This is a genomic window from Castellaniella sp., from assembly GCF_041675725.1.
GTDB lineage: Bacteria > Pseudomonadota > Gammaproteobacteria > Burkholderiales > Burkholderiaceae_B > Castellaniella.
This window is the reverse complement of sequence record NZ_JBAYTI010000029.1, coordinates 1-26,191: the sequence shown is the minus strand read 5'-3', so window position 1 is coordinate 26,191 and position 26,191 is coordinate 1. Positions and strand designations below refer to the sequence as shown.

Genomic DNA, 26,191 nt, shown 5'->3' with positions numbered 1-26,191 from the left:
ATGCCAGGGCGCGATCCGCTCGACAAACTGCGCACCCCGGATGATGCCCTGCGGGGCGAACTGCAGCGCCTGGGCCGCCATTTCTACGATCGCCCCGCCGAACAGGTGGCGCCGGATCTGCTTGGTTGCCTGTTGGTGCACCAGGCAGACGGCCATACACGCATCGGGCGCATCGTCGAGGTCGAGGCCTATCTGGGCCCGGGCGACCTCGCCGCACACACGGCCCGCGGGCGCACCCCGCGCACCCGCGCCATGTTCGGCCCGCCCGGGCATGCCTACGTGTATCTGATCTACGGCATGCACCACTGCATGAACGTCGTCACCGGGCCCGAAGGCAGCGGCACTGCGGTGCTGCTGCGTGCGCTTGCCCCCGTGCAGGATCTGCGCGGCGCCACCAATGGTCCGGGGCGCCTGTGCCGCGCCATGGGGGTCGATATGACACACTACGGCCTGGACATGTGCGGCTCGACCCTATGGCTAGCCCGCGACCAGGCCCCCGCCCCCATCCAGGTGGCCAGCAGCCCACGCATCGGCGTGGATTACGCCGGCCCCGACTGGGCCAATCGGCCGCTGCGCTTCTACATTCTGAACCACCCCGCCGTCAGCCGCCCGCCACGTTCAAAAGCCCAGCGCGCACACCCCTCGAAATAAGCCGTGTTCTTGATCTGGCGCAAGAACGGCAATGCAGTGCAACGCTACCATACGCACATGCTTTCGCCGACTGACTGATCACTCATGCTCAAAGTATTTGCCCCGGGCCGGACCGGGATCCTGTCTGTCATTTTCCTCTGCATCGCGCTGATCGCATCGTCTGTCGGGCTTGCACAAACCCAGGCACCCACCCAGTCGCCCACGCAACAGGCCTTCCGCTTCGGCATGGCCGGCACCGCCCAGGTCAAGGGGCCGCGGCTGGGCGGCTTTCTCGACAAAGTCAGCCCGAGCGATATCGTGCCCGGCGCCGACCGCTTCGGGCCAGCCGAAGGCGATCCCCCCATCGCCCGGGCCTACGCAGGCGACAAACTGCTGGGCTACGTCTACCTCACATCCGACATCGTCAACACGCGCGGCTACTCCAGCAAGCCCATCGACGTCCTGATCGGCCTGTCGCTGGATGGCGAAATCGTCGGCGCGCGGCTGGTCGAGCACCACGAACCCATCGTACTGATCGGCATCCCCGAATCCAAGGTCGAGCACTTCATCGACGGCTACATCGGCAAGAACTACATCAAGAACCCGCCCCGACCCGGCGAACCGCCCCCGGTCGACATCGTCAGCGGCGCAACGGTCACCCTGATGGTGGTGGGCGACAGCATCACGCGCTCGGTCATGGTGCTCGCACGTCGTTACCACATCGGCCAGGAAGCCCCGGCTGAAGCTACGCAGGCAGTGCACAAGGTCATCGACATGAGCAAGACCGGCACCGAGTCCTGGGACGCACTCCTGGCCGACGGTGCCGTCGGCCACCTGGCCATCTCGGTGGCAGACGTCAACGACGCCTTCGCGAAGACGGGCCGCCAGGGCGCCATCGACCGCCCCGAAGCGGGCGATCCAGACGACCTCTTCGCCGACCTGTACGTGGCGCTGGTCAGCGTGCCCACCATCGGCCGCAGCCTGCTGGGCGACATCGAATACAAATACCTGCGTGACCGCCTCAAGCCAGACCAGCAGGCCATCCTGGTGGCTGGCAACGGGCCGTACTCGTTCAAGGGCTCGGGCTACGTGCGCGGGGGCGTGTTCGACCGCATCGAAATCATCCAGAACGAGAACGGCTTTCGCTTCACCGACCTGGACCACCAGCGGCTGGCCGACCTGATGGCGGCGGGCGCCCCAGGTTTCAAGGAAATCGCCCTGTTCACCGTGCCCGAAGACGCAGACTTCGACCCAACCGAGCCCTGGCGCCTGCAACTGACCGTGCAACGCGTCATCAGCGTGAAAGAAAAAGCCTTCACCACGTTCGTGCTCAACTACGATCTGCCCGATGCCTTCATGGCCGTAGACGCGAGCCGTCCCGCGCCAGCACCGGCTGCGGCGGCCCTTGCGGCCCCAGGGGCGGCCGCGGGTTCCGCGGCGCCGGGCACGGTGGCAGCCACTGCCACCCCCTACAGCGCAGACGATTACTACGCCGATGACGGCCCCGCGCTCTGGGAACAAATGTGGTTGGCCAAGACGGGGCAGATCGTCATCATCTCGATCGCGCTCATCACGCTGATCATGGTGTTCTTCTTCCAGAACCAGTTGGTGCGCTACGAACGTTTCTACAAAGTGTTCCGCACGGTCTTCCTGATCTTCACGCTGTTCTGGATCGGCTGGTATGCCCAGGCACAGCTGTCGGTGGTCAACGTGCTTACCTTCACCACCTCGCTGCGCACCGACTTCAGCTGGGAATACTTCCTGATGGATCCCGTGGTCTTCATCCTCTGGGTGGCCACCGCCATGTCGCTGATCTTCTGGAACCGGGGCGCCTTCTGCGGCTGGCTGTGTCCTTTCGGCGCGATGCAGGAACTCACCAACCAGTTGGCCAAGAAACTGCGCGTGCCGCAGATCAAGGTGCCGCACGGCCTGAATACCCGGCTGGCCGGCCTGAAATACATCATCTTCCTGCTGCTGTTCGGGGTCTCGCTGTACCAGCTGGGCCTGGCCGAGCAATACGCGGAAGTCGAGCCCTTCAAGACGGCCATCATCCTGAAGTTCATGCGCGAATGGCCATTCGTGGTGTTTGCCGCGCTGCTATTGCTGGCCGGCCTGTTCGTCGAGCGCTTCTATTGCCGCTACCTGTGCCCGCTGGGCGCGGCCCTGGCGATCCCGGCCCGCCTGCGCATCTTCGACTGGCTGCGCCGCTACAAGACCTGTGGCAACCCCTGCCAGCTGTGCGCGATCGAATGCCCGGTCCAGGCCATCAACCCCGAAGGCGACATCAACCCCAACGAATGCATCCAGTGCCTCAACTGCCAGCAGCTTTATCACAACGAAAAGCGCTGTCCGCACCTGATCCAGAAAAACGCCCGGCTCAGGCGTGACAAGCCGGCCCCCAAAATCGATACGGCCATTCCGGGCGAAGTCATCGCCAAGCGCAAGCCCACGGTGCGCCCACGCGTGGCCGACGATCAACCTGCAGCATCCACTCCTTCATAGCAGCGGCCCTTTCCAGGCCTTGTCATCCAACCCCAGGGAGACCTCCATGTCCGACCCCACCAATGAGAAACCCATCCTGAGCCGGCGCGGCTTCCTCGGCGCGGCAGCGGCCACCGGGGCTGCCGCCGTCGGCGCGACCCACCTGAGCGCCAATGCCAAAGACAGCAAAGGCCAGCAGAAATACGAAATCGCCCCCGGCGAGCTCGACGAATACTACGCCTTCAACTCGGGCGGCCAGTCGGGCGAACTGCGCATCATGGGCCTGCCCTCGATGCGCGAACTCATGCGCATTCCGGTCTTCAACATGTGCAGCGCCACGGGCTGGGGCCGCACCAATGAAAGCCTGAAGATCCTCAACGGCAACCTCACGCCGGCCACGCGCGAGTACATCAAGACCATCGGCGGCGTATTGCCCAACGGCGACCTGCACCACCCGCACATGTCCTTCACCGACGGCACCTACGACGGGCGCTACATCTTCGTCAACGACAAAGCCAACACGCGCGTGGCGCGTATCCGCTGCGACGTGATGAAGACCGACAAGATCATCGAGATCCCCAACGCCGACGGCATCCACGGGCTGCGCCCGCAGCGCTACCCGAAAACCGGCTATGTGTTCTGCAACGGCGAGCACATCGTGCCCCTGCCCAACGACGGCACGGTGATGGAGAACCCCAAGGACAACTATTGGGCGATCTACACCGCGGTGGACGGCGACACCATGGAAATCGCCTGGCAGGTGCTGGTCGACGGCAACCTCGACAACGGCGACGCCGACTATCAGGGCAAGTACGCCTTTGCCACCTGCTACAACTCGGAAAAAGGCCTGAACGTCACCGAAATGTCGGCCAACGAGCAAGACTGGGCCGTGGTGTTCAACATCAAGCGCATCGAAGAGGCCGTCAAGAACGGCGACTACACCGAAATGAATGGCGTACCGGTCGTCGACGGCCGCAAGGGCTCCAAATACACGCGCTACATCCCCGTGCCCAATTCGCCGCACGGCTGCAACGCGGCCCCGGACGGCATCCACATCGTCTTCAACGGCAAGCTGTCGCCCACGGTCACCATGATCGACGTACGCCTGCTCGATGACCTGTTCGACGACAAGATCTCCGAGCGCGACGTGGTCGTGGCCGAGCCCGAACTGGGCCTGGGCCCGCTGCACACGGCCTTCGACGGACGCGGCAACGCCTACACCACCCTGTTCATCGACAGCCAGATGTGCAAGTGGAACATCGACAAGGCCATACGCGCCTACAAGGGCGAAGACGTCGATCCCATCGTCCAGAAGCTCGATGTGCAATACCAGCCCGGGCACAACCACACCACCATGGGCGAAACCAAGGACGCCGACGGCAAATGGCTGGTGTCGCTGAACAAGTTCTCGAAAGACCGGTTCCTCAACGTGGGCCCGCTCAAGCCCGAGAACGATCAGCTCATCGACATCTCGGGCGACGAGATGAAGCTGGTGCACGATGGCCCAAGCTTTGCAGAGCCGCACGACATGCTGCTGGTGCACCGCTCGTTCGTACGGCCCAAGCACATCTGGGACCGCGACGACCCCATGTGGGAAGACGCCCGCAAATGGGCCGAGAAGGACGGGGTCACGCTCGAAGGGGCAGCCAACGTGATCCGAGATGGCAACAAGGTGCGGGTCTACATGGTGGCCATCGCGCCCGTGTTCAGCCTGTCGAACTTCGAGGTCAATGAAGGCGACGAAGTCACCGTGTTCGTCACCAACATGGAGCGCATCGAAGACCTGACCCACGGCTTCACGCTCAGCGGCTACGGCATTGCCATGGAAGTCGGCCCCCAGGCCACGGCCTCGGTCACCTTCACGGCGTCGCGCCCCGGCGTGCACTGGTACTACTGCCAGTGGTTCTGCCATGCCCTGCACATGGAAATGTCCGGCCAGATGAACGTCAAGCCGAAAAACACCTGAGCAACATGGCCACTGTCCCATTCCTGAAAACGGCGGCCGCCCTGGCCGCCGGGGCAGCCCTCTCGGGCACCCCGGGAATGGCCCCGGCCGCCGATGTCCACGTGCCCGCAGGCAGCAAGCTGCAGGCGGCCATCGCAGCGGCCGAGCCGGGCGACACCCTGCGGCTGGCGACCGGCGAATATCCCGGCAACCTGGTAATCGACAAGCCGCTCACCCTGCTGGGCCCCGAAGATCGCAGCGCCCATATCCTGGGCGAGCGCAAAGGCCGCAGCGTGTGGATCCAGGCGCCTGACGTCACCGTGAAGCATCTCACCATACGCCACTCGGGCCTGAGCCTGCCGGACATGGACGCCGGCGTGTTTCTGGACAAGCTGGCGACCCGCGCGCATATCGTGGAAAACGACATCCTGGATAATTCCGTGGGGGTGTACCTGTGGGGCGCGCAAGATGCCGTCGTCGAGCACAACCGCATCGTGGGCAATACGGGCTTGCGCGTCAACGAGCGCGGCAACGGGATCACTGTCTGGAACGCCCCCGGCTCGCAGGTGCTGGACAACGGCATCAGCGAAGGCCGCGACGGCATTTTTTCCAACAACAGCCGCGAAAACCTGTTTGCACGCAACACGTTCCAGCACGTGCGCTATGCCGTGCACTACATGTACACCAACGACAGCCAGGTCAGCGACAATGTCTCGCTGGGCAACGACATCGGCTACGCCATCATGTTCTCGCGCCGCCTCACGGTCACCGACAACATCGCAGTAGGAAGCCGGGCCCAGGGCTTGCTGCTGAACGCCACAGACGACTCGATCATCACCGGCAACGTGGTCGTGCAGGGCGACAAATGCGTATTCGTGTACAACTCGAACTTCAATCTCCTGGCCGACAATTTCTTTCAGGACTGCGCCACCGGCGTCCATTACACCGGTTCCGAAGGCAATGAAATCTACGGCAATGCCTTCTTGCAGAACCAGAACCAGGTCAAGTACGTGGGCACCCGCGTCCTGGAATGGTCGCACGAAGGGCGTGGCAATTATTGGTCGGACCTGTCCGCCTTCGACCTGGACGGCGACGGCATCGGCGATACCGCCTACCGGCCCAACGGCATCATCGACCAGGTCATCTGGCGGGCCCCCAGCGCCCGCCTGCTTTTGAACAGCCCCGCCGTAGCCATCGTGCGCTGGGCCCAATCCCAATTTCCGGCGCTGCTGCCCGGCGGCGTGGTCGACAGTGCCCCGCTGATGGCCGCGCCCGAATCCGCCACCTGGAAGAAGTACGAGACCCTGCCATGACTGTCACCGGATCTCCGATTGAACTGCGCGCCGTCACGAAACGCTACGGCAAGCTGAATGCCGTCGACCAAGTCAGCCTGCACCTGGATCCCGGCGAGTGCGTGATCCTGGCCGGCCACAACGGGGCGGGCAAGAGCACGCTGATCAAGCTCATCCTGGGGCTGATCCGGCCCGAATCCGGCACCGTGCGCGTGCTGGGTGAAACCCCGGGCACGCCCGCCGCCGCGCGCAGCCGGCGCCACATCGGCTACCTGCCTGAAACCGTTGCGCTGTATCCATCACAGACGGGGGTGGAGACGCTTGAATTCTATGCCCGCCTCAAGGGGCTGAGCCCCGCCGGCAACGCCGCACTGCTGTCTCGCGTGGGCATCGCCGAGGCGGCCCGCCGGCGGGTGGGTGGCTACTCGAAGGGCATGCGCCAGCGCCTGGCCCTGGCCCAGGCCCTGCTGGGCCAGCCGCGCATCCTATTGCTGGACGAACCCACCTCGGGGCTGGATCCGGCCTCGCGCCTGCTGTTTTACGACATCGTGCGCGAGCTGCGCGACCAGGGGGTGGCCATCCTGCTGTCCACCCACGCCCTGGCCGAGCTCGAAGGCCTGGCCGATCGCGCCGTCATCCTGCGCAAGGGCCACAAGATCGCCGACGGCAGCCTCAGTCAGCTGCGCCAGCAGGCGGACCTGCCCGTGCGCATCCGGCTCACGCTCACCGAGCCGCTTGCCCAGCCGCTGGCCGAATGGCGCCCGATCGCGGCGCGGCGCCTGGAGCGTCATTGCGCCGAACGCGACAAGCTCGCCGTACTGCGCGCCGCGCACGACGTGCCAGGGGTCTGCGACCTCGAGCTGGACCACCCCGGGCTGGATGAAATGTATGCCCAGTTTCTGCACCGGGAGGATGCATGAGCCCGACCTTGATCCTGATCCGCAAGGAAATCCGCGACAGCCTGCGCAATCGATGGGTATTGGCCGTCACCTTGCTGCTGGCGATGCTGGCCCTGTCGTTGGGCTTTCTGGGCAGCGCTCCCACCGGTTCGGTCAAGGTCGACCCGCTGACCGTGACCGTGGTGAGCCTCTCGAGCCTGTCGATCTTCCTGGTGCCGCTCATCGCCATGCTGCTGTCGTATGACGCGATCGTCGGTGAAATCGACCGCGGTACCATGGCCCTGCTGCTCAGCTATCCCGTTTCGCGCGCCCAAGTGCTGGCCGGAAAATTCCTGGGCCATCTGGCAACGCTGTCGCTGGCCACGCTGCTGGGCTATGGGGTAGCGGGCGTGGCCCTGCAAGTGGCGCATGGCGAATTCGACCCCACCGCCTGGGGTCCGTTCGGCCTGCTCATCGCCGCCAGCATCCTGCTCGGCGCGAGCTTTCTGGCCCTGGGCTACCTGATCAGCGCCCTGGTACAGGAACGCGCTACCGCCGCTGGCCTGGCCATCGGCGTCTGGCTGTTCCTGGTGGTAATCTACGACATGGTGCTGCTGGGCATCCTGGTGGCCGATCAGGGCCGCCTGATCACGGACGCCATCTTGAACGTGATCCTGCTCTTCAATCCGGCCGACGTCTACCGCCTGCTCAACCTGACCGGTCACGAAAACATCGCCATGTACGCCGGCATGGCCGGCCTGAGCGGCCAGGTGACGCTGTCACCCATCACCCTGCTGCTGGCACAGCTGCTGTGGATCGTCCTGCCGCTCGCGCTGGCCGCCTACGTGTTCAACCGGAGAGCCCTATGAAACGCGCCGTGGCCCCCCACCGGCTGCTGGCGGCCGCCGCGCTGGGGCTGGCCGTTCTGCTGGGCGGCTGCGGCGACCCAGGCAACGACAAAGCGTCTTCCTCCCCTGCCGTGATGACGGATGAAGCCATCGGCCATTATTGCGGCATGTTCCTGGTCGAGCACATCGGGCCCAAGGGGCAGATCCTGCTGCGCGACCAGGCCGATCCCGTCTGGTTCTCCACCATCCGCGAAGTCTTCGCCTACACCCTGCTGCCCGAAGAACCCAAGGCCATCGTCGCCATTTACGTTCAGGACATGGGCCGTGCCGGCCCCGACGGCAATCCGCCCGACGAGGCCTGGATCGACGCCCATGCCGCGCACTATGTCATCGAAAGCGATACCGTGGGCGCCATGGGCGCTCCCGATGCCCTGCCCTTCGAACACCTGGAACAGGCCCAGGCCTTCGCCCAGGACCACGGCGGGCGCATCGTCGGCTTCAAAGACATGCCCGAAGACTATGTGCTGCGCTATGTAGAACCCAACCCGGAGTCCAACCGCCCTGCGGCACCCCAACCTGCCGGAGCCCCTTCATCATGACACTTGCCATTCCAACCCGCCGCCGTTTCCTGGGTATCCTGGCCACCAGCAGTGCGCTGCTGAGCACTGCGCCTCTGCAGGCTGCGCTGCGCAATCCGCCACTCGAGCCCGTCACCTGGCGCGGCATCGCCCTGGGCGCGGACGCCCAGCTGCAGATCCTGCATCCCGACCGGGCCCACGCCGACGCGCTGGTGCGCATGGCCGTGGCCGAGGTAGAGCGGCTCGAGCGCATCTTCAGCCTGTACCGTGAAGACAGCGCCCTGGTGCGCCTGAACCGCACCGGCCGCCTGCCGCTGCCACCGGCCGAGCTGGCCGAGCTGCTCACCCGCGCCCTGGCCTTCAGCGAGCAGACCCAGGGCCGCTTCGACCCCAGCGTGCAACCCCTATGGGATCTGTATGCCCTCCAGGTGCGCAGCGGCCGGCCCCTGCCACCCGAGCCCACTGCACTGCACGAAGCGCTGGCGCGGGTCGACTACCGCGCCGTCCGCCTGGATGACGACGCCATCGTGCTGGAGCGCCCCGGCATGGCCTTGACGCTGAACGGCATCGCGCCAGGCTACATCACCGACCGCGTCACCGAGCTGCTGCACGCCCACGGCCTGGACCGCGCACTGGTCGACATGGGCGAAACCCGGGCGCTGGGGGCCCCCGGCGACGAACGCCCGTGGCGCGCCGGGATTGCCAACCCCGATGAACCCGGCCAGCTGCTGCAAACGCTGCCGCTGGATGGCGCCCGGCAGGCGCTGGCGACGTCGGGTGGCTACGGTACCCCGCTGGATCCAGCCGGCCATTTCACCCATCTATTCAACCCCGCGTCGGGCAGTGCGGTACCGCTGTGGCGCAGCGTCACCGTGCGCGCTGCCGACGCGACCACGGCCGACGCTCTATCCACGGCGTTCTCGCACATGCCCGAGGCTGAAATTCGTGGTATAGTTGCGCGCTTGCCGATCCAGGCCTGGTTGCTGCCCGCGGGCAGCCGCACATTGATGCACCTGGGTTAAGCAAAAGCGCCACATGCCCAGCAGAGAACATGGTATGATGACGCCTCTTTAGCGGCTGTAGCTCAGTTGGATAGAGTACTTGGCTACGAACCAAGGGGTCGTGGGTTCGAATCCTGCCAGCCGCGCCAGAATGTACCTGTTGCATCGACAGGTTGGAAACCGCTCAGGGGGCAACGCCTGGGCGGGTTTTTCTTGCCCAGATCACTGTCGCCCAGGCGCTTGCCGCCACAGAATGGAGCTTCGGGTTTCTGGCATACTCATATCATCAGTCAAATGGAGAACGGTATGTCGAAAGCAACAAGCAAGATGCTGGAAAGCAGGGTCAGCAGGAAGCACCGGGCACGGGCCGCGGATGTCGTGGGACAGTACCTCGCAATAAGGGCCAACCTGAAGGAAGTCGATGACAGCGGCGATGAAATCGACGACATCGATGAGGTCGCAGCCCAGCTCACGGTTGCGGCATTCAAGCACGCCAAGCGATAGGGGTCAGCGGGCGCCGCAACGTCACTCTCCCCACGCCTCCCCCAACGCCTCGGCCTGCTTCAGAACCAGCTCGGTTGCCGACTCGGCCATGTCGGGGGGATAGCGATATTTGCGCAGGATGCGTTTCACCATGAGCCGCAGGCGGGCCCGCACGCTTTCGCGCTGCGACCAGTCGACCGTCAGGTTCTTGCGCAAGCTTTCGGTGAGTTCATGCGCGATTTTCTTCAGAACATCGTCCTTCAGTTCACGCACAGCCGATTCATTATCGGCCAGGGCGTCATAGAAGCGAACTTCGTCATCAGTCAGACCCAGCTTTTCGCCACGATTTACCGCAACCTGGACGGTCCGCGCGATATGAACCAGTTCTTCCACTACCTGGGCCGTCTCGATACTGCGATTCTGGTAGCGGGTGATGACGTGCTCCAGCATTTCCGAGAATTTCTTCTGCTGCACCAGATTACTGGCGAACTGGCTCTTGATTTCACCCTCCAGCAGGCGTTCCAACAGCTCTACCGCCAGATTACGCTCGGGGATACCCTGTATCTGCGCCAAGAACGCATCGTCCAGCAAACCGATATTGGGTTTCTCCAGACCCACGGCATCGAAGATATCAACCACGCTATCACTGACGATTGCCTGGTTGATGATCTGGCGAATAGCCACTTCGCGCTGCTGATCGGTTTGCTTCTGTGCGCTGACTTCACGCTTGGTCAGGATGACCTTGACCGCCTGCATGAACGCAACCTCTTCGCGCAGCGCCTTGGCTTCCTCCAGCGTGCAGCATAGGGAAAAGGCCTTGCTCAGCGCCAGCGCCGCATCGGCAAAACGCTTCTTGCCACCCTGCTCGCCGTCTTTCTGCCCTGGCGGCGGACGCAGCGACAGAATATGATTGGCGGCCCCGGCCAACGTCTTGTGGCCACCGACCCTGAAGCCCGAATAATCGTAGCCATGCAAGAGGCCACGCAGGACGTCTAGTTTTTCCAGCATGACGGCCAAGGCTTCCTGAGCGTCCACGGTGGGTTTCCCGCGGCCGCGGCTGGCCGTGTATTCCTTCATGGCCGCTTTCAGCTCATTGCCGATGCCGATGTAATCGACGACCAGACCGCCCTGCTTGTCGCGAAACACGCGGTTCACGCGTGCAATGGCCTGCATCAGGTTGTGGCCTTTCATGGGCTTGTCGATATACATGGTATGGACACACGGCGCATCAAAGCCCGTCAGCCACATGTCGCGCACAATGACCATCCGCAGCGGGTCTGACGGATCTTTGAAGCGCTTTTCCAGGCGTTTTTTCACTTGGGCGCTGTAGATATGCGGGCGCAACAAGGCCTTGTCGCTCGCGCTGCCGGTCATGATCACCTTGATGGCCCCCTTTTCCGGATCCTCATCGTGCCAAGCGGGCCGCAGTTTGACGATTTCATCATACATATGCACGCAAATATCCCGACTCATGGCCACAACCATGGCCTTGCCTTCCTGGGCCTTGTTGCGCTCTTCGAAATGATCGACCAGGTCGGCAGCCACACTGGTAATGCGAGGCTCCGCCCCCACGATTTTTTCCAGTGCTGCCCATTTCGACTTCAAGCGGGCCAGGGCCTGTTCCTCTTCATCCTCGGCCAGCGCGTCGACCTCATCGTCCAGCGTATGCAGGTGCGCGTCATCCAGCCGAACTTTTGCCAGGCGTGATTCGTAGTAGATGGCGACGGTCGCGCCATCTTCCTTCGCCTGCTGCATGTCGTAGATGTGGATGTAATCACCAAACACCGCGCGTGTATCGCGGTCCGCGCTACTGACCGGGGTACCGGTGAAAGCCACGAAAGTCGCGTTGGGCAGGGCATCGCGCAGGTGCTGGGCATAACCGACCTGGTAGCTGACTTGGTAATCTTCTGCTCCAGCGAACTCCGTCGCCAGTACCGTAGCAGGATGGTCACTGGAACTGTGCGAATAAACCGTCGTGCCGCCTGCTGGCTTGAGCTTGCGGGCTCTAAGCCTGGCATCGAAGCCATATTGTGTCCGGTGGGCCTCGTCTGCGACGACCACGATATTGCTGCGGTTAGAGAGCTGCGGGAAAGTGTCTTCATCCTCACCCGGCATGAATTTCTGGATGGTTGCAAAAATAATGCCGCCCGATGGGCGGTTGGCCAACAAGGCACGCAGATCCTGGCGCGTGGCAGCTTGTATTGGCCGTTCGCGCAGCAAATCCTCGGCCAGGCTGAAAACACCAAACAGCTGCCCATCCAGATCATTGCGGTCTGTGATGACCACGATGGTGGGGTTCTGCATGGCTGGCGCCTGCATCACCCGCGCCGCGAAACAGGTCATGGTGATGCTCTTGCCGCTACCCTGGGTGTGCCAAACCACGCCACCCTTGCCACGCCCTGCTTCACCCGCCTGCAGGCGGGAAACCTGCACCACGTGTTCAACAGCCAGGCGCACCGCATGGTACTGGTGATAGCCGGCGATTTTCTTGACGAGCGCGCCGTCCTCTTCGAACAGCACACAATAGCGTAGATAATCCAGCAGCCAAACGGGCGCCAACAGGCCGCGTACCAGGGTCTCCAGCTCGTTGAATTGGCCCAGCGGGTCCAGCGTCACGCCATCGATCGTGCGCCACTGCATGAAGCGCTCGGTGCTGGCCGACAATGATCCGAACCGGGCATCCGAGCCATCGGAGACAACCAGGATTTCATTGTATTCAAAAACGTCTGGAATCTGCGCCTTGTAAGTCTGGATCTGGTCGTATGCCTTCCAGATGTCGGCGGCCTCGTCCACGCTGTTCTTGAGCTCGATGAGAACCAGCGGCAGACCATTGACGAACAGAATCATATCGGGCCGGCGAGTATGGAAGCGGCCCTTGATCGAGAACTGGTTGACCGCCCAGCATTCGTTGTGATCTGGTGCGTCCCAGTCGATCAGCCGGACCCGGTCGCCCCGGGTTTCGCCGTCTTGCTGATACAGCACAGGCACGCCGTTGACCAACAGCTTGTGAAAAGCACGGTTGGCCGCCAACTGAATTGGAACACCCAGGTTTTCCACCTGCTTGAAGGCGTCTTCCAGAGCAGCAGGCGGAAGGCCCGGATTCAACCGAGCGATGGCCGCGCGCAGCCGCTGCGCCAGAATGACCTGACTGTAGCTGTCACGCTGCGGATCGGGGCCATCATGGGCGATGTCCGGGCCATAATGAACGCTGTAGCCGACTTCGGCCAGCCAGCCCAACGCTTCCTGTTCGAGTTGGTCTTCGGTCATGAGCTGTCGTTTACCTGCTCTGTCTGATCAACAGCCCAGTAGGACTGCATCTTATGGTTTGGAGTGGGCTTTACTACCGCAGCTGCGATCGTGACTACCGGAGCTGGGATCGCTATTACCGGAGCTGCCGTCAGAAGAAAGCGCCTGTTCTGGGACGATGGAAACAACACCTGGAAGATAATATACCTTCCCGCAAGAAAACCCTTGTGACAACAACAATAGGCCTTCCCCCTCCAAACAGGCTGGAGCCAAGCTGACATCGCGAGCCGGGTGCAGACCACCATTGACCGCGCCAGCCCGCTTACCCGCCACGATCTGGCCAGTGCGCCGCTGTGAGATACCGATCTCTCTGGCCCAACGGTATTGCGCAATGCCTAAAGGTTTCAGGAACTTTTCCTGAAGGATTTCAGCTGGTGTGGGAGAAGGGACGGTACGCATGATGCGCTCCAATTGCTAATCCACGATTTCGACCCCCTCCGGGCCTTGATCCAGTGCTGGCAGGCGGAGTTGCCCAGAAATGAGGCGAGGGAGCAATGTGTCTCGAATCGATGCAAGTATATCTGCCTGCTCTGCATTCACACTAATTTTGTCAAACAAAGCCTGTCCGAAATTAATGAACGCCTTGAGAACAACATCGGTCGGGACAAGGATCGGGATGGGCCGAAAGGATTTTTTACTAATTTCCATGAAAGTAGAACCATTCGCATGTTCTTTAATCAAATTCATATTTGTCTTACACCAAAAATACATAAACAATGGCGGTAATTTTCCCCCTGGCGGCATAGCAATGCAGCCTTGATTGATAGCCACAGGAATCTGGCAGATAGAAAGATAGCCAATAGGCGCTCTCGACGACATCAATAACGTGCCACTCGGCAATAGCCCTGAGCTGATTTTTGCCAGCCCCAATTCACTGATACTTCGTGCTGTATCAAAGAGAATGGGCGATGCTGCGCCCGACAAATCTTTTGGCGTCGCCCAATGAAACTCTCCAGGTACCCAGAAAGTCTCATCCTTGGTACTTGGCGTAGCGCCTCCCAATGTATCAATAACATCTTTTATAGGCTCTACCCGCCAACCCTTGGGCACCAATCCCAGTTCCGACTCCTCAAACGAGTCAGGAAATAACGCTGCAGTCGCATCATCCATGCCTTCAGGATGGCGACCTTCCATTTTGGCTCGCACAGGGTCGAAGTCCACAAACCAGGACTTAAAAATGGCCTGTGCGATGGACTCTAGGGTTTCGTTGGATTGACGTAAAAGGATAATTCGATCGTCGAGAACACCAAGGACTTCAGCTACGTAATGCTGAATTTGAAGAGGAGGTAACGTAATAGGTACAGCGGAAAGAATGCCCGTATTTAAATTGGGCATGGTTGCTCCCACAGCATGGCGAACAAGCCAATCTTTGATGTCAGGTGAACGTAAATAGTATGAGATAAATTTTGAATTGGCTATTTGCTCTACGCCAAGCCGCACCTTCAAACACCCCGTACCACATAACCATCCTGATTCTGAATCACGTACAAGAGCATTCTTGGTGACATCACCTCTGCGGCTGAAGACGATGTCTCCTATTTCTAATTTATGTTGAGCTAGGCGTTCAACGTCCCTTTCATCGACTCGAGCGATTCCCTCTTGGGATATACCGTTAACCCCTATGTTAGTAGGCATTACTACCGGCACACCAATTTCTTTGTAATCAGACGTATGTAGTTGACTTCCAAATGGTCCGGTTTGAATGTATCCATTCTGGATGCTGCAAATATCCCCCAGGACGGTTTGTACCCACTCAGAACTCATACCCCAGCCCCCCCAATTTCTCGCGGATCAGCGCATCCAGCCGGGCGCCCTCGGCCATCTGCTCACCCAGCTTGGTGGTCAACCGTTCCATCTTTTCTGCAAAGGCCTCATTATCATCCTCGATCGCTTCAGCGCCTACGTATCGGCCCGGGGTCAGCACATGCCCATGCTCGGCGATCTCGGCCAGCGACACGCTACGGCAGAAACCGGGTATATCCGCATATTCAGTGACGGTGGCGCCCTGAACGGCCTCGCCGCGCCAGGCGGCAACGGCATCGGCGATCCGGGCGATGTCCTCGTCGCCCAGTTCGCGCTGCACGCGGGAAATCATCGTACCCAACTTACGGGCATCGATGAACAGCACCTCGCCCTTGCGTTTCTTCTGCTTGGCCAGGAACCACAGGCAAGCCGGGATTTGGGTATTGAAGAATAATTGCCCGGGTAAAGCCACCATGGCCTCGACCACGTCGGCGTCTACCATCGCGGCGCGGATCACGCCTTCGTTGTTCTGGCTGGAGCTCATGGAGCCATTGGCCAGCACGATGCCGGCCCGGCCCGTGGGTTTCAAGTGATACAGCATGTGCTGCAGCCAAGCATAATTGGCATTGCCCTGCGGCGGGTTGCCATAAGCCCAGCGCGGGTCGCCTTCCAGGCTGCCATGCCACCAGTCGCTTACATTGAAGGGCGGGTTGGCCAGGATGAAGTCCGCACGCAAATCGGGATGCTGGTTGCGCGTGAAAGTATCGGCTGGCTCTTTCCCCAAGTTGAAGTCGATGCCGCGTATGGCCAGATTCATGGCCGCCAGGCGCCAGGTGGTGGGGTTGGATTCCTGGCCATAAATCGATACGTCGCCCATCTTGCCGCCATGCGCGGCAATGAACCTCTCTGATTGCACGAACATGCCGCCCGAGCCGCAGCAGGGGTCATACACTTGCCCCTTGTGTGGCGCCAACACGGCTACCAGCGTCTTGACGATACTCGCGGGCGTGTAGAACTGGCCACCCTTCTTGCCCTCCGCGCTGGCGAACTGCCCCAGGAAATATTCGTAAACCTGGCCCAGGATATCGCGCGCGATATTCGCGTCGTCACCAAAACCGATGGTGGAAATCAGGTCGATCAACTCGCCCAATTTGCCGTCAGGCAGCTGCGCCCGACCGTAGCGCTTGTCTAGAATGCCTTTGAGTTTTGGATTCTCGGCCTCGATGGCAGTCAGCGCATCGTCGACGCGCTTGCCGATATCGGGCTGTTTAGCGGCGGCACGCAGGGCTTCCCAACGGGCGGCGCCAGGTACCCAGAAGACATTGGCAGCGGTGTAGTAATCGCGGTCTTCGAGCTCGGTGGCAACGTCTTCGTCGTTCGTGCCAGCGTAATAGTACTCGTCTCCGGGGTCTGCAAAGCGCCGTCGCAATTCTACCTGATGCCCCGAAAATGTGTCCGAGATGTACTTCAGAAAGATCAGCCCCAGCACCAGATGCTTGTACTCTGCGGCATCTATGTTGGCACGCAGCTTGTCCGCCGTCGCCCACAACGTTTTCTTGATATCTTCAATCATGAAATATTTTATTACATTAGCAATAGGCCGTTAATCAGTTATTGTATGTTGACCTCATGGGGGTGTGGACCACAAACGGTCCCGGTTCCAGCGGCCTGAGCTGCAAATGTGGACGGATCCGGTCCCACGGTGGGCCCCAGGGCTCGGTCTGGGCTCGCAGGCCAAAAACGAAGTGGAATTCGTGAAGGATCATGCAGGATCGGCCTCCAGTGCCCGCAGCAGGCGCCCTGGCACCAGCGGAGTCCAGGTCACGCTGACTTGCCGCTGGCGCGCCCGACATGAGTGGCCGCACTCCCCCCAGAGGCCAGATGCAGGCTGCCGCAGGACAATGCATCCACGGATTTCATGAAATCCGTATTTCACCTATGAATATAACTTTTGTTAACAGCCGTTGCATCCCTGCTGCGCCCAAGTACAATCAAGTCACCCAGAAGCAGTACACCACTCACAATAAAATTCGGCGAGACAAGCCATTCCGATCCGGCATTTACGCCAAGAATCCCATGCAGCTATCGACACGGCTTTCCCATTTATCCCAGGAACAAATCGTATTCGCGGCCGCCGTCCTGCTGTCCGCGGTTTTCATATTCACGGTGCCGGGGTTCGATACCGTCAGCAATTTCTCGCAGATCCTCGAGCGCGTCACCGTCGTGGGCATCCTCGCCCTGGGCGCATCGATCGTCGTCATCGGCGGCGGGCTCGATCTCTCACAGGTGGCATCAGCCATGGCCGGCAGCGGGCTGGCTGTGCTGCTGATGAACACGGGCTGGCCTATTTCCATCGCGCTGCTGGTGGGTCTGCTGGTTTGCGTGGCCATCGGCATCATCAACGGTTATATCATCGCCTATATAGAAATACCGGCGTTCTTTGCCACCCTGGCCACCAATCTCGTCATCTTCGGCGTGGCAAGAGTACTGCTTTTCAAATCTACGTTCCGCCTGTATCTCGATGACGCCGTGGCGGATTCACCTTTTTTCGTGTTTCTCAGTGCACGGGTTTTTGCAATCCCGGTATCCACCCTGCTGTTCATCGCCCTGGTGCTGATCCTGTACGGGCTGCTGCGCCACACCACCGTCGGCCGTACCCTGTACGCCATCGGCGACAACAGCCGCACCGCACGCGAAAACGGGGTTCCAGTGCGGCTCTATACCATATTCAAGTACACATTCTGCTCTATCTTCGGCTATATCGCCGGCATTGTCTTTCTGTCCACCATCCACAATATCGATGCCGGCGTGATGATCGGCACGATGATTTTCGATGTCATCCTGATCGTCGTGCTGGGCGGAGTCAGCCTGGTCGGTGGCCGCGGAACACCGTTCTCGGTGCTGCTGGGCGCCATCCTGATCGGCCTGCTGCTCAACGGCATGACCCTGCTCGATCTCAACAACGACCTGCAGGACGTGGCCAGGGGTCTGGTGCTGCTGGCCGCCATCGTGATCGACAACCGGCTTCATCCACGTAATGAAGAAACTGCCAGAAAAGGAGAATGACCCGATCCACACCCGGTCGTAACAAGCCATCGACACGCCATCCGGCGCCCGTGCAGGAAAAGGCATTCCGGATTTCCATTGATAAAAAAGCGAGGACACATCCATGCGGTACGCATTAGCCAGTTTAGTCGCCATTCTCGGGTGCTCCGCATCCATCACCGCCACCGCGCAGCTGACGGACCCGCCCCACGAGCAATGGGCCAAGAACGTAGAAGGCAAATCCATCGTCTATATACCAGTCAGCCTGTCTTTGCCGCTGATGAACATCTGGAAGGACGAACTCGAAATCCGTGCCAAAGAAGCCAATATCGATTTCAGCACACTGGATCCGAACCTGGATGTGCAAAAGCAGAACCAGATGATCGCGTCGCTCATCCCCAAGAAGCCTGACGTCATCATCGTGCACAATCCCGACCGCCAGGCCCTGGCCCGGATCCTGAAGCAGGCCAACGATGCTGGCATCTACGTGATCCAGATCAACATGGGTTCTACCTATGCCAGCGATGCCTTCATCGGCGTGGATGCCTACAACCTGGGGGCCAAGATGGGCAAGGCGGCCGTTGAGGTCTGCATGGCGCCGGATGCGCCTTCCAAGAACCTGGCCATCGTCACCGGGTCGCTGGTGTCGCAGTTCAGCATCGACCAGATGAAAGGCATGCTGTCCGAGATCGAGAAACAGCCAGAACTCAACGTAGTCACCAAGCAGGTGGTCAACTGGGATCCCAAAACCGACTTCGACAAGGTGTCCACCATCATCGATGCCCACAAAGATCTGTGCGCCATCCTCGATGAATACGACGGCGAGGCCATCGGTGCCGCCCGCGCCCTCGAGCGCGCCGGGCTGACCGGCAAGACGAAGCTGATCTCGGCTGGCGCCGGCGGTGAATTTGCCTGCAAGTATGCAGAAAACGGGCAAATCCACAAGAACTACAGCTACCAGGCGAAAGAACAGGCCATCCAGTTCATGACCATCGCCCAGTACCTGATGCAGAGCGATCTCAAGCCAGGCTCGGTCAGCACCACCATCTACACGCCCAGCATCGAGATCTCCAAGGACACCCTGAAGGAAAGCGGTTGCCAGTAACCAGGCGCTGGCCCACCAGGCATTCATCCTTGGACGGCCAGGATTCCTGGCCATCATTCTGAACCAGCACCCGGGTACCCCCGGCATCGAGCCGGGCCTCGGGTGCTGCAAGACGAGCTGCCCCTCAATGTCCGATACGAACACAACCGTCCGATCTCAGCCAAGCGCCCTGCTTCGGCTCCGATACCGCTGGTCCGCGCGCCAGATATTCGCTGACCTGTTCAAGAAGCCCTGGCTGGGGCCGGCCGTCCCGTTCCTGACGCTGGTTGTGATCTTCTGGCTGGCCGTGGTGCTGATCCCGACGTATCTGTCGGCCTTCAACCTTGATTACATCTCGCGCCTGGCCGCCAGCTTCCTGTTTGTGGTCATGGCCATCAGCCTGAGCCTGAGTTCAGGCGGCATCGATCTGAGCGTGGGTTCCATTTTTGCGCTCTGCAATTTCACGGCCCTGTTGTGCGCGAACGTCCTGCAGATGGACGTCTATCTGATTTTCCCCATCACGCTGCTGGTGGGTTTCCTGCTCGGGGCCATCAATGGCTTCTTCGTGGGCATTCTCCGAACGCGGGCGCTGCTGACCACCATCGTCACGCTGATCATCTACCGCGGGGTCTACAACCTGCTGACGTCTGCCTATGCCACCGACATCGCCTCATCGCAACCCGATTTCGACAGCGCCTGGGACTGGCTGGGCAACGGCACGCTGGGCTTCATTCCCCCCAGCGTCATCGTGCTGGTCGTCTTTGCCATCATCGCGCACGTCCTCCTGAGCCGCTCGCCGATCGGCACCCACCTGTTCGCCGTAGGCGCCAGCCGGCGCTCGGCCCGCAATGCCGGCATCAACGTCGAACGGGTGCTGTTTCTCACGTACTGCAGCTCCGGCATGCTGTGCGCGGTGGCAGGCACGCTCAATGCGGCCTTTCTCAATGATGCCGGATCTTCCGTGGGCATGGGGCTCGAGCTACAGACGTTTGCCGCCGCGATGGTCGGCGGCATCAGCTTCGCCGGCAGCTCGGGCTCGGTGGGCCGGGCCCTGATCGGCGGCGGGATCATCTTCCTGATCACCAACACGCTGGCGCAACTGGGGCTCTCCAGCGGGGTGGCGGCCACCATCAACGGGTTGATCCTGCTGGTGGCCGTGGGCATCGATACGAAATGGTCGAAACACACCCAAAACGCGGTCCAGAAAAGCTATATCAACCCCACCTACCTCGATTACGGCCCGCTGCCCGACACCAGCCCCGGCGCCGGCAATCCATTTGCCATGAACGATCGCCTCAGCGGTGCGCAGGCTATCGGCCGCGGGCAGATCGAGGGCCCCGAAGACATCATCCTCGATCGCGAAGGCCGGCTCTATGCCGTCGACCGCCGCGGGTTGGTCTTTCGCTTCAGCGGTGCCAACTTCGAGCACCAGGAGCTCTTTGCCAAGACGGGCGGCCGGCCCCTGGGGATGGCCTTCGACCGCGACGACAACCTGGTGGTCTGTGTCTCGGGCATGGGCTTGTACAGCGTGTCCCCGGACGGGCGGGTCAACAAGCTGACCAACAAGACCAACCGCGGCCCAACCATCATCGACGATACGATGCTCAAGCTGACCGACGATGTGGATATCGGCCCCGACGGCAAGATCTACTTCAGCGAAGGCTCGACCCGCTTCGAGCTGCAGCAGTGGGCCGTGGACGGGCTCGAGGGCCGTGGCACCGGCCGCCTGATCTGCTACGACCCGGCTACACAAAAAACCAGGACGTTGCTGCGCAACCTGGTCTTCTGCAATGGCATCTGCGTCACCCACGACAACACCGCCGTGATCTTCGCCGAAACCTTTGCGATGCGCATCTCCAGGTATTGGCTCAGCGGCCCGAAGAAAGGCCAGAAGGAAATCCTGCTTGCCAACCTGCCCGGCGGCGTGGACAACATCAACCGGGCTTCGGACGGCGGCTACTGGATCGCCCTGGTGGCCATGCGCACCACGGCCTACGACATCGCCATGCAGGAACCCGGATTCCGCATCCGGATGATCAAGCGCCTGCCGCAGGACGAATGGCTGATCCCCTGCATGAACAACGGCTGTGTAGTGAAGCTCGATGCCGAGTTCCGACCCCAGGAATCCTACTGGGACCCCAGCGGGCTGGCGCACCCTACGGTCACATCAATGCGCGAAGACCGTGGCTACCTCTATCTGGGCGGTCTGGACAACGACCGCATCGGGCGCATCCGGCTTGAAGGCGCCAACCCCGACTGGGTATCCAGCGAATCCTACTGGGGCAAAAGAAATGCGCACTGAACGTATCCACCCCGCCCTCCAACCCTACTCTGCAGATGGAGCGATGGCATGTCCCGCGTAATGGACTACATTCATGCCCTGTTCGATGGCGACAGCAGCAAGGCCATTCCCCCGCTGGACGGCGTTCTGGCGCCCAACAACAAGCTGGATGAATGGGAGGTTCTGGTCGACGGGCTCACTCACCCCGACGACCTGGCCGTGCTCCCCGGCCAGGGCCAATGCTTCTATAACGATAGCGAATCCCTGTATCTGTGCGATGGCGATGGCGCAGGCGCGGTCCTGGTGCAGCGCTTCGATGCCCCGATCCGCGCCCTGGCGGCGCTGGCCAGCGGCGAACTGGTGATCGCCCTGGCCCACGGAGAACTGCTCAAGGTCGCGCTGGACCTCAGCCCGGACCCAGCCCTGGCCATCCAGGCCCGCGTCGCCCAGCCCCAGCTTCGAGGCCTGACGGCCCTCGCGCCCGCTCCTGATGGCCAGGGGGTGTATTTCACGATCGGCAGCACCGAGCATTTCGGCGACGACTGGGTCCGCGACCTGTTCCATCAGGGGGCCTCCGGATCACTGGGTCACTGGGCCTTCGATGGCCAGGTCACTAGCCTGCACAGCGGCCTGGCCTATCCATCGGGCGTGGCCACGAGCCCCGACGGCAGCACATTGTTCGTCACCGAAAGCTGGACCCACCGGCTGCTGAAATTCAAGGGCGGCCCACAACCCCAAACCGCGGCCGACGTCGTGCTCGGCAACCTGCCGGGCTATCCCGGGCGCATCACGCCACGCGCGGACGGCGGGTACTGGCTGTCCATCTTCGCGCTGCGTACGCAACTGGTCGAATTCGTGCTGGGCGAAGACCGCTATCGCAAGCGCATGCTGGCCGAGTGCCCGGTCGAACTCTGGATCCGACCGGCGCTGTCTTCGGGGAAATCCAACCTGGAGCCCCTGCAGTACGGCAACATGAAAGCCCTGGGCATCGAAAAGCCCTGGGCCCCGGCGCGCTCGTACGGCCTGCTGGCCCAGCTGAACGAGCAAGGCCAGGTGACAGACTCGATGCACTGCCGGGCTGGCGGGACGCGCCACGGCCTGTCCAGCGCCGGTTTGCTGAATGGGCGCACCGTGCTGCTGTCCAGAGGCGCCGGCTGCATCCTGATCTCGCCCCAAGACGCCTCTGCAACGTCGGAGAACTGAACCATGACCCAAGCTGACCACGGCGGTCAGGTGGCCGTCAGCCTGAAGTCCGCCACCAAATACTACGGCCGGGTGCCGGCCATCAAGGACGTCAACTTCACGATCCGCAACGGCGAGATCCACGCGCTGGTGGGCGAGAACGGCGCAGGCAAGTCCACCCTCACCAAGGCCATCGCGGGTACAGTGCAGCTCAGCAGCGGCCAGCTGCTGGTCAACGGCAAAGAATGTAACTTCCAGTCACCCGCCCAGGCTTTCGCCGAGGGCATTGCCATGGTCTACCAGGAAGACAGCCTGATCCCCACATTGACCGTGGCCCAGAACCTGCGCCTGGGCATCGAGACCCCACTGTGCAAGCTGCGCACCATCAACCGCGATGCCCAGGAACTCATGCACTCGATGAACTTCGATGTCGATCCGCTCGAGTACTGCAGCGCCATCGGCACGGCCAAGCGACAGATGGTGGAAATCGCCCGCGCGGTGTACCGGCAGGCAAACATTCTGATATTCGATGAACCCACCGCCACGCTGACCCCCGAAGAAACACAGCACCTGTTTCGCCTGCTGTTCGAACTGCGCGAGAAGAATTTCGCCATTGTCTTCATTTCGCACGCACTCGAAGAAGCACTCGAGCTCGCCGACCGCATCACCGTGATGCGTGACGGCGAAATCGTGGCCTCCGATCAGGCCTCGGCATTCGACCGCGCCTCGCTCGTGCGGCACATGGTGGGACGCGATGTCTCGGCAACATCCCAGGCCAGCCGGGCCCGCCCAGACGCCATCTACAAGGCAGCGCCCATTCTCCGAGTACAGAACATCATCGCCGGCTCCAAGGTCAGGAACATGTCGTTTTCCGCCTACCGGGGCGAGGTGCTGGGCATTGCCGGCCTGGTGGGCTCGGGGCGCACCGAGCTCATGGAGGTCGTCGCCGGCATCCGCAAGCGCAACTTCTTCAAAGGGGGCATGATCTACCTGAACGGGAAATCCATCCGTTACCGCGTGCCCACCCAGGCCGTGCAGGATGGCATCGCGTACGTCACCGAAGACCGCAAGGTGGCTGGTTTCTATGAGACCATGAACATCAGCGAAAACATCTACATGGGCTGGCTGCAGTCGAAAATGGCGCGCTGGAAACTAGCCTACCGAAAGGGCCAGGAAACAGACCTCGCCACTCACTGGATCGAGCGAATGCAGATCAAGAGTATCGATGGCGACAACAAGGTGATTGAGCTCTCGGGCGGCAACCAGCAGAAAGTGACCCTCGCCAAAAGCCTGGTCCAGGATCCGCAGATCATCATCCTGGACGAACCCACCCGCGGCGTGGACGTGGGCGCGATCGCCGAGATCCACGCCCTGATCCGCTCCCTGGCGGACGATGGCAAGGCGGTGATCGTGGTCTCGTCCTACCTGCCGGAGATCCTGTCATTGTCTGATCGTATCCTGGTTGCCCGCAGCGGGCAGATCGTGGCGGAAATGGATCCTGCCGTCGCCACCCAGGAGGAAATCATGTACGTGGCAGTGCACTGACGGGCCGGTGGCCGGCCCGGCCCTCGATCAGCAGCCTGCCGTGCATCCAAGGGCGACAATAACCAGATGGCCTGGCCGCCTTATTTTTCGAATACGCGCAGGAAATCGCTGAGTTTCTGGCTGCGCAGCAGCGACTGCTCGACATCCTTGCGGCGCTGGGCCACCACCGCCCCGACAATCGCGTTGCACAAGGTAAACGCCGCCGTGAAGGAATCAAACGGCGACAGGCTGTTGAGATCCACGAACAAGCAGGTCTCTGCCCGCTGGGCCACCGGCGAATTCTTCCCATCCGTGATGCAGATCACTTTCGCCCCGATCTCCTTGAAATACTTGGCGACCTGGATCGTGTTGTGGGCGTAGCGCCGGATCGAGATCACGAACAGGACGTCATCGGCGCGGGCATCAACCAGTGCATCGGCCAGGGTGCCATCGTCGCCCGACAGCAGCACGGTATGGCGTACGCAGGCGCTCAGGTTGGCGTGCAGGTACTGGGCCACCGGGCCGCTGTTCTTGGCGCCCATGACGTACAAGGTGTGCTCGCCCAGGCGCAGGATGGTCTGGATGACTTTCTGGAAATCGGCGATCCGGTTGCTTTTGTAGGTCCTGGCGAGGTTATTGGCATCCGTCGCGAACGTGCCCTTCAGGATGGCGGCCGACGACGGGACTTCAGACCCGGTCAGGTAGACCCGAGCCAGGGGCGAAGAGAGCTTGGCCGAGACCTCCGAGCGCGCTTCGTCCTGCAGCTGGGCGTAGGACTGGTACCCCAACTTGTCGAAGAATCGGGTCACGGTGGCCGTGCTGACCCCCACTTTTTCCGCAATGATCCGCGCCGGGCCCAACACACCGTGCGGATACGACCCCTTGGCGTATTCCAGGATACGGGCTTCCGAGCTCGTCAGCTTTTTGCTGTAGTTGTCGATTCTGGCGAACAGGTTCATGTCGGCGCGGTCTGAAGGGGGTCGATAAGAAGCTGTAGCGGGCGTATTCAGCCTTCAAGCCGGAATGCCGCTGCACCCTGGGCCAGGAACAGGCGCAAGTTGCCCGCCCAGCGCCGGGCGGCGCGACGCGCGAAATCAACGTGCTCGCCAGCCACATGCGGGGTAATCAACAAATGGGGAGCCTCCCAGAGCGGGCCGTCAGGCGGGTACGGCTCGATTTCAGTGACGTCGAGCACGGCCCCGCCGATGTCTTCGCGATGCAGCGCCTGTGCCAGAGCAGCTTCATCGACGATGCCGCCACGCGATAGATTGATGAGGTGACCGCTGGGTTTCATGGCCGCCAGCTCGGCCGCACCGATGAGATGCCGGGTCTCGGGCGTGAGCGGCAGGCTGAGAATGACGTAGTCGGCCTGAGCGAGGGCCTCGTGCAACTGCCCGAAGCCCAGGACCTGATCCACGTGCGCGCACGGCGCAGCCTGCCGCCGCAGCGCCAGCACCCGCATGCCCAGGGCCGATAGATGCCCCGCAATCCGTTGGCCGATGTTCCCCATGCCGATGATCAGCACCGTCGTGGACGCGGCGTCGGACACTTTGTACCCGCGCCAGACCCGCTGCTGCGCCTGGCGGCCATACGTCAGGATGCGCCAGCGCAGGCCCAGCACCTGAGCCAGCGCGTATTCGGCCACGACGTCGGCGTTGAGCCCACGCATGGCCGTCAGTACCACGTCCGGATGGCTGCGGGCAAAGGCCTGCAGGTGATCCAGCCCCGAGGACGTCGATTGAACCCACTGAATCTGGTTGAATTTTTCCAGCAAATCCAGTGGATACAGCCACCCCACGGCACAGGTGACGGCATCGAAGGCAGCCTCGGTCACCGGCTCCATGCCCAGGACGTCGACCTGCTTCTCGGCCTCGGCCACGAACAGCGAGG

General features: G+C 61.7%; 20 protein-coding genes and 1 tRNA gene. 15 read left to right on the top strand and 6 right to left on the bottom strand.

Annotated elements, in window-relative coordinates; genetic code table 11:
- From WCZ84_RS07740 to WCZ84_RS07695, 10 genes are all read left to right on the top strand, one after another.
- Complete coding sequence (locus WCZ84_RS07740; protein ID WP_372685691.1) at positions 1-651, top strand: DNA-3-methyladenine glycosylase; 651 nt, start codon at positions 1-3, stop codon at positions 649-651.
- Positions 652-735: 84 nt separating this feature from the next.
- Positions 736-3,132 (top strand): 4Fe-4S binding protein, encoded by a 2,397-nt coding sequence (locus WCZ84_RS07735; RefSeq protein ID WP_372685690.1) that lies wholly within the window; start codon positions 736-738, stop codon positions 3,130-3,132.
- Between the two features lie 46 nt (positions 3,133-3,178).
- Positions 3,179-5,077, top strand: a complete 1,899-nt coding sequence (gene nosZ, locus WCZ84_RS07730) for a TAT-dependent nitrous-oxide reductase (RefSeq protein ID WP_372685689.1) — start codon at positions 3,179-3,181, stop codon at positions 5,075-5,077.
- A gap of 5 nt (positions 5,078-5,082) precedes the next feature.
- Positions 5,083-6,369, top strand: coding sequence for a nitrous oxide reductase family maturation protein NosD (locus WCZ84_RS07725; RefSeq protein ID WP_372685688.1), 1,287 nt, complete (start codon positions 5,083-5,085; stop codon positions 6,367-6,369).
- Positions 6,366-7,268, top strand: a complete 903-nt coding sequence (locus tag WCZ84_RS07720) for an ABC transporter ATP-binding protein (RefSeq protein ID WP_372685687.1) — start codon at positions 6,366-6,368, stop codon at positions 7,266-7,268. Before WCZ84_RS07725 ends, WCZ84_RS07720 begins: the two co-directional genes overlap by 4 nt.
- The gene (locus WCZ84_RS07715; RefSeq protein ID WP_372685686.1) at positions 7,265-8,095 is read left to right on the top strand and encodes an ABC transporter permease; all 831 of its coding nucleotides are present in this window, start codon (positions 7,265-7,267) and stop codon (positions 8,093-8,095) included. The genes WCZ84_RS07720 and WCZ84_RS07715 overlap by 4 nt, the downstream gene beginning before the upstream one ends.
- A complete protein-coding gene (locus WCZ84_RS07710; protein ID WP_372685685.1) occupies positions 8,092-8,673 on the top strand; it encodes a nitrous oxide reductase accessory protein NosL in 582 nt (193 codons plus the stop codon). Before WCZ84_RS07715 ends, WCZ84_RS07710 begins: the two co-directional genes overlap by 4 nt.
- Complete coding sequence (locus tag WCZ84_RS07705; protein WP_372685684.1) at positions 8,670-9,674, top strand: FAD:protein FMN transferase; 1,005 nt, start codon at positions 8,670-8,672, stop codon at positions 9,672-9,674. Before WCZ84_RS07710 ends, WCZ84_RS07705 begins: the two co-directional genes overlap by 4 nt.
- Before the next feature lie 51 nt (positions 9,675-9,725).
- A tRNA-Arg gene (locus WCZ84_RS07700) sits at positions 9,726-9,802 on the top strand.
- Between the two features lie 157 nt (positions 9,803-9,959).
- Entirely contained in the window at positions 9,960-10,157 is a 198-nt protein-coding gene (locus WCZ84_RS07695) for a hypothetical protein (RefSeq protein ID WP_372685683.1), read from the top strand.
- 21 nt (positions 10,158-10,178) lie between these two features.
- On the opposite strand, the gene WCZ84_RS07690 is transcribed toward WCZ84_RS07695, so the two are convergent.
- The 4 genes from WCZ84_RS07690 to WCZ84_RS07675 are packed head-to-tail and all read right to left on the bottom strand — an operon-like array spanning position 10,179 to position 16,758.
- Positions 10,179-13,403 carry a type I restriction endonuclease subunit R gene (locus WCZ84_RS07690; protein WP_372685682.1) on the bottom strand — a complete coding sequence of 1,075 codons (3,225 nt, stop codon included), beginning with the start codon at positions 13,401-13,403 and terminating at the stop codon, positions 10,179-10,181.
- A 51-nt stretch (positions 13,404-13,454) separates the two neighbouring features.
- The gene (locus tag WCZ84_RS07685; protein ID WP_372685681.1) at positions 13,455-13,841 is read right to left on the bottom strand and encodes a transcriptional regulator; all 387 of its coding nucleotides are present in this window, start codon (positions 13,839-13,841) and stop codon (positions 13,455-13,457) included.
- A 15-nt stretch (positions 13,842-13,856) separates the two neighbouring features.
- On the bottom strand, positions 13,857-15,206 hold the full coding sequence (locus WCZ84_RS07680; RefSeq protein WP_372685680.1) for a restriction endonuclease subunit S: 1,350 nt from the start codon (positions 15,204-15,206) through the stop codon (positions 13,857-13,859).
- Complete coding sequence (locus WCZ84_RS07675) at positions 15,196-16,758, bottom strand: type I restriction-modification system subunit M (protein WP_372685679.1); 1,563 nt, start codon at positions 16,756-16,758, stop codon at positions 15,196-15,198. The genes WCZ84_RS07680 and WCZ84_RS07675 overlap by 11 nt, the downstream gene beginning before the upstream one ends.
- Before the next feature lie 503 nt (positions 16,759-17,261).
- Between WCZ84_RS07675 and WCZ84_RS07670 the strand changes: the two genes are divergently transcribed.
- The 5 genes from WCZ84_RS07670 (at position 17,262) to WCZ84_RS07650 (ending at position 24,322) form a co-directional block, all read left to right on the top strand.
- Entirely contained in the window at positions 17,262-18,251 is a 990-nt protein-coding gene (locus tag WCZ84_RS07670) for an ABC transporter permease (RefSeq protein WP_372685678.1), read from the top strand.
- Between the two features lie 103 nt (positions 18,252-18,354).
- Positions 18,355-19,335 carry a sugar ABC transporter substrate-binding protein gene (locus WCZ84_RS07665; RefSeq protein WP_372685677.1) on the top strand — a complete coding sequence of 327 codons (981 nt, stop codon included), beginning with the start codon at positions 18,355-18,357 and terminating at the stop codon, positions 19,333-19,335.
- Positions 19,336-19,462: 127 nt separating this feature from the next.
- On the top strand, positions 19,463-21,616 hold the full coding sequence (locus tag WCZ84_RS07660) for an ABC transporter permease (protein ID WP_372685676.1): 2,154 nt from the start codon (positions 19,463-19,465) through the stop codon (positions 21,614-21,616).
- A gap of 48 nt (positions 21,617-21,664) precedes the next feature.
- A complete protein-coding gene (locus WCZ84_RS07655; RefSeq protein ID WP_372685675.1) occupies positions 21,665-22,798 on the top strand; it encodes an SMP-30/gluconolactonase/LRE family protein in 1,134 nt (377 codons plus the stop codon).
- Positions 22,799-22,801: 3 nt separating this feature from the next.
- Positions 22,802-24,322, top strand: a complete 1,521-nt coding sequence (locus WCZ84_RS07650) for a sugar ABC transporter ATP-binding protein (protein WP_372685674.1) — start codon at positions 22,802-22,804, stop codon at positions 24,320-24,322.
- An 80-nt stretch (positions 24,323-24,402) separates the two neighbouring features.
- On the opposite strand, the gene WCZ84_RS07645 is transcribed toward WCZ84_RS07650, so the two are convergent.
- Together WCZ84_RS07645 and WCZ84_RS07640 are read right to left on the bottom strand one after the other, a co-directional pair.
- Complete coding sequence (locus tag WCZ84_RS07645) at positions 24,403-25,260, bottom strand: MurR/RpiR family transcriptional regulator (protein ID WP_372685673.1); 858 nt, start codon at positions 25,258-25,260, stop codon at positions 24,403-24,405.
- Positions 25,261-25,307: 47 nt separating this feature from the next.
- On the bottom strand, positions 25,308-26,191 hold an 884-nt coding region (locus WCZ84_RS07640), incomplete at its 5' end, for a D-2-hydroxyacid dehydrogenase (RefSeq protein WP_372685672.1).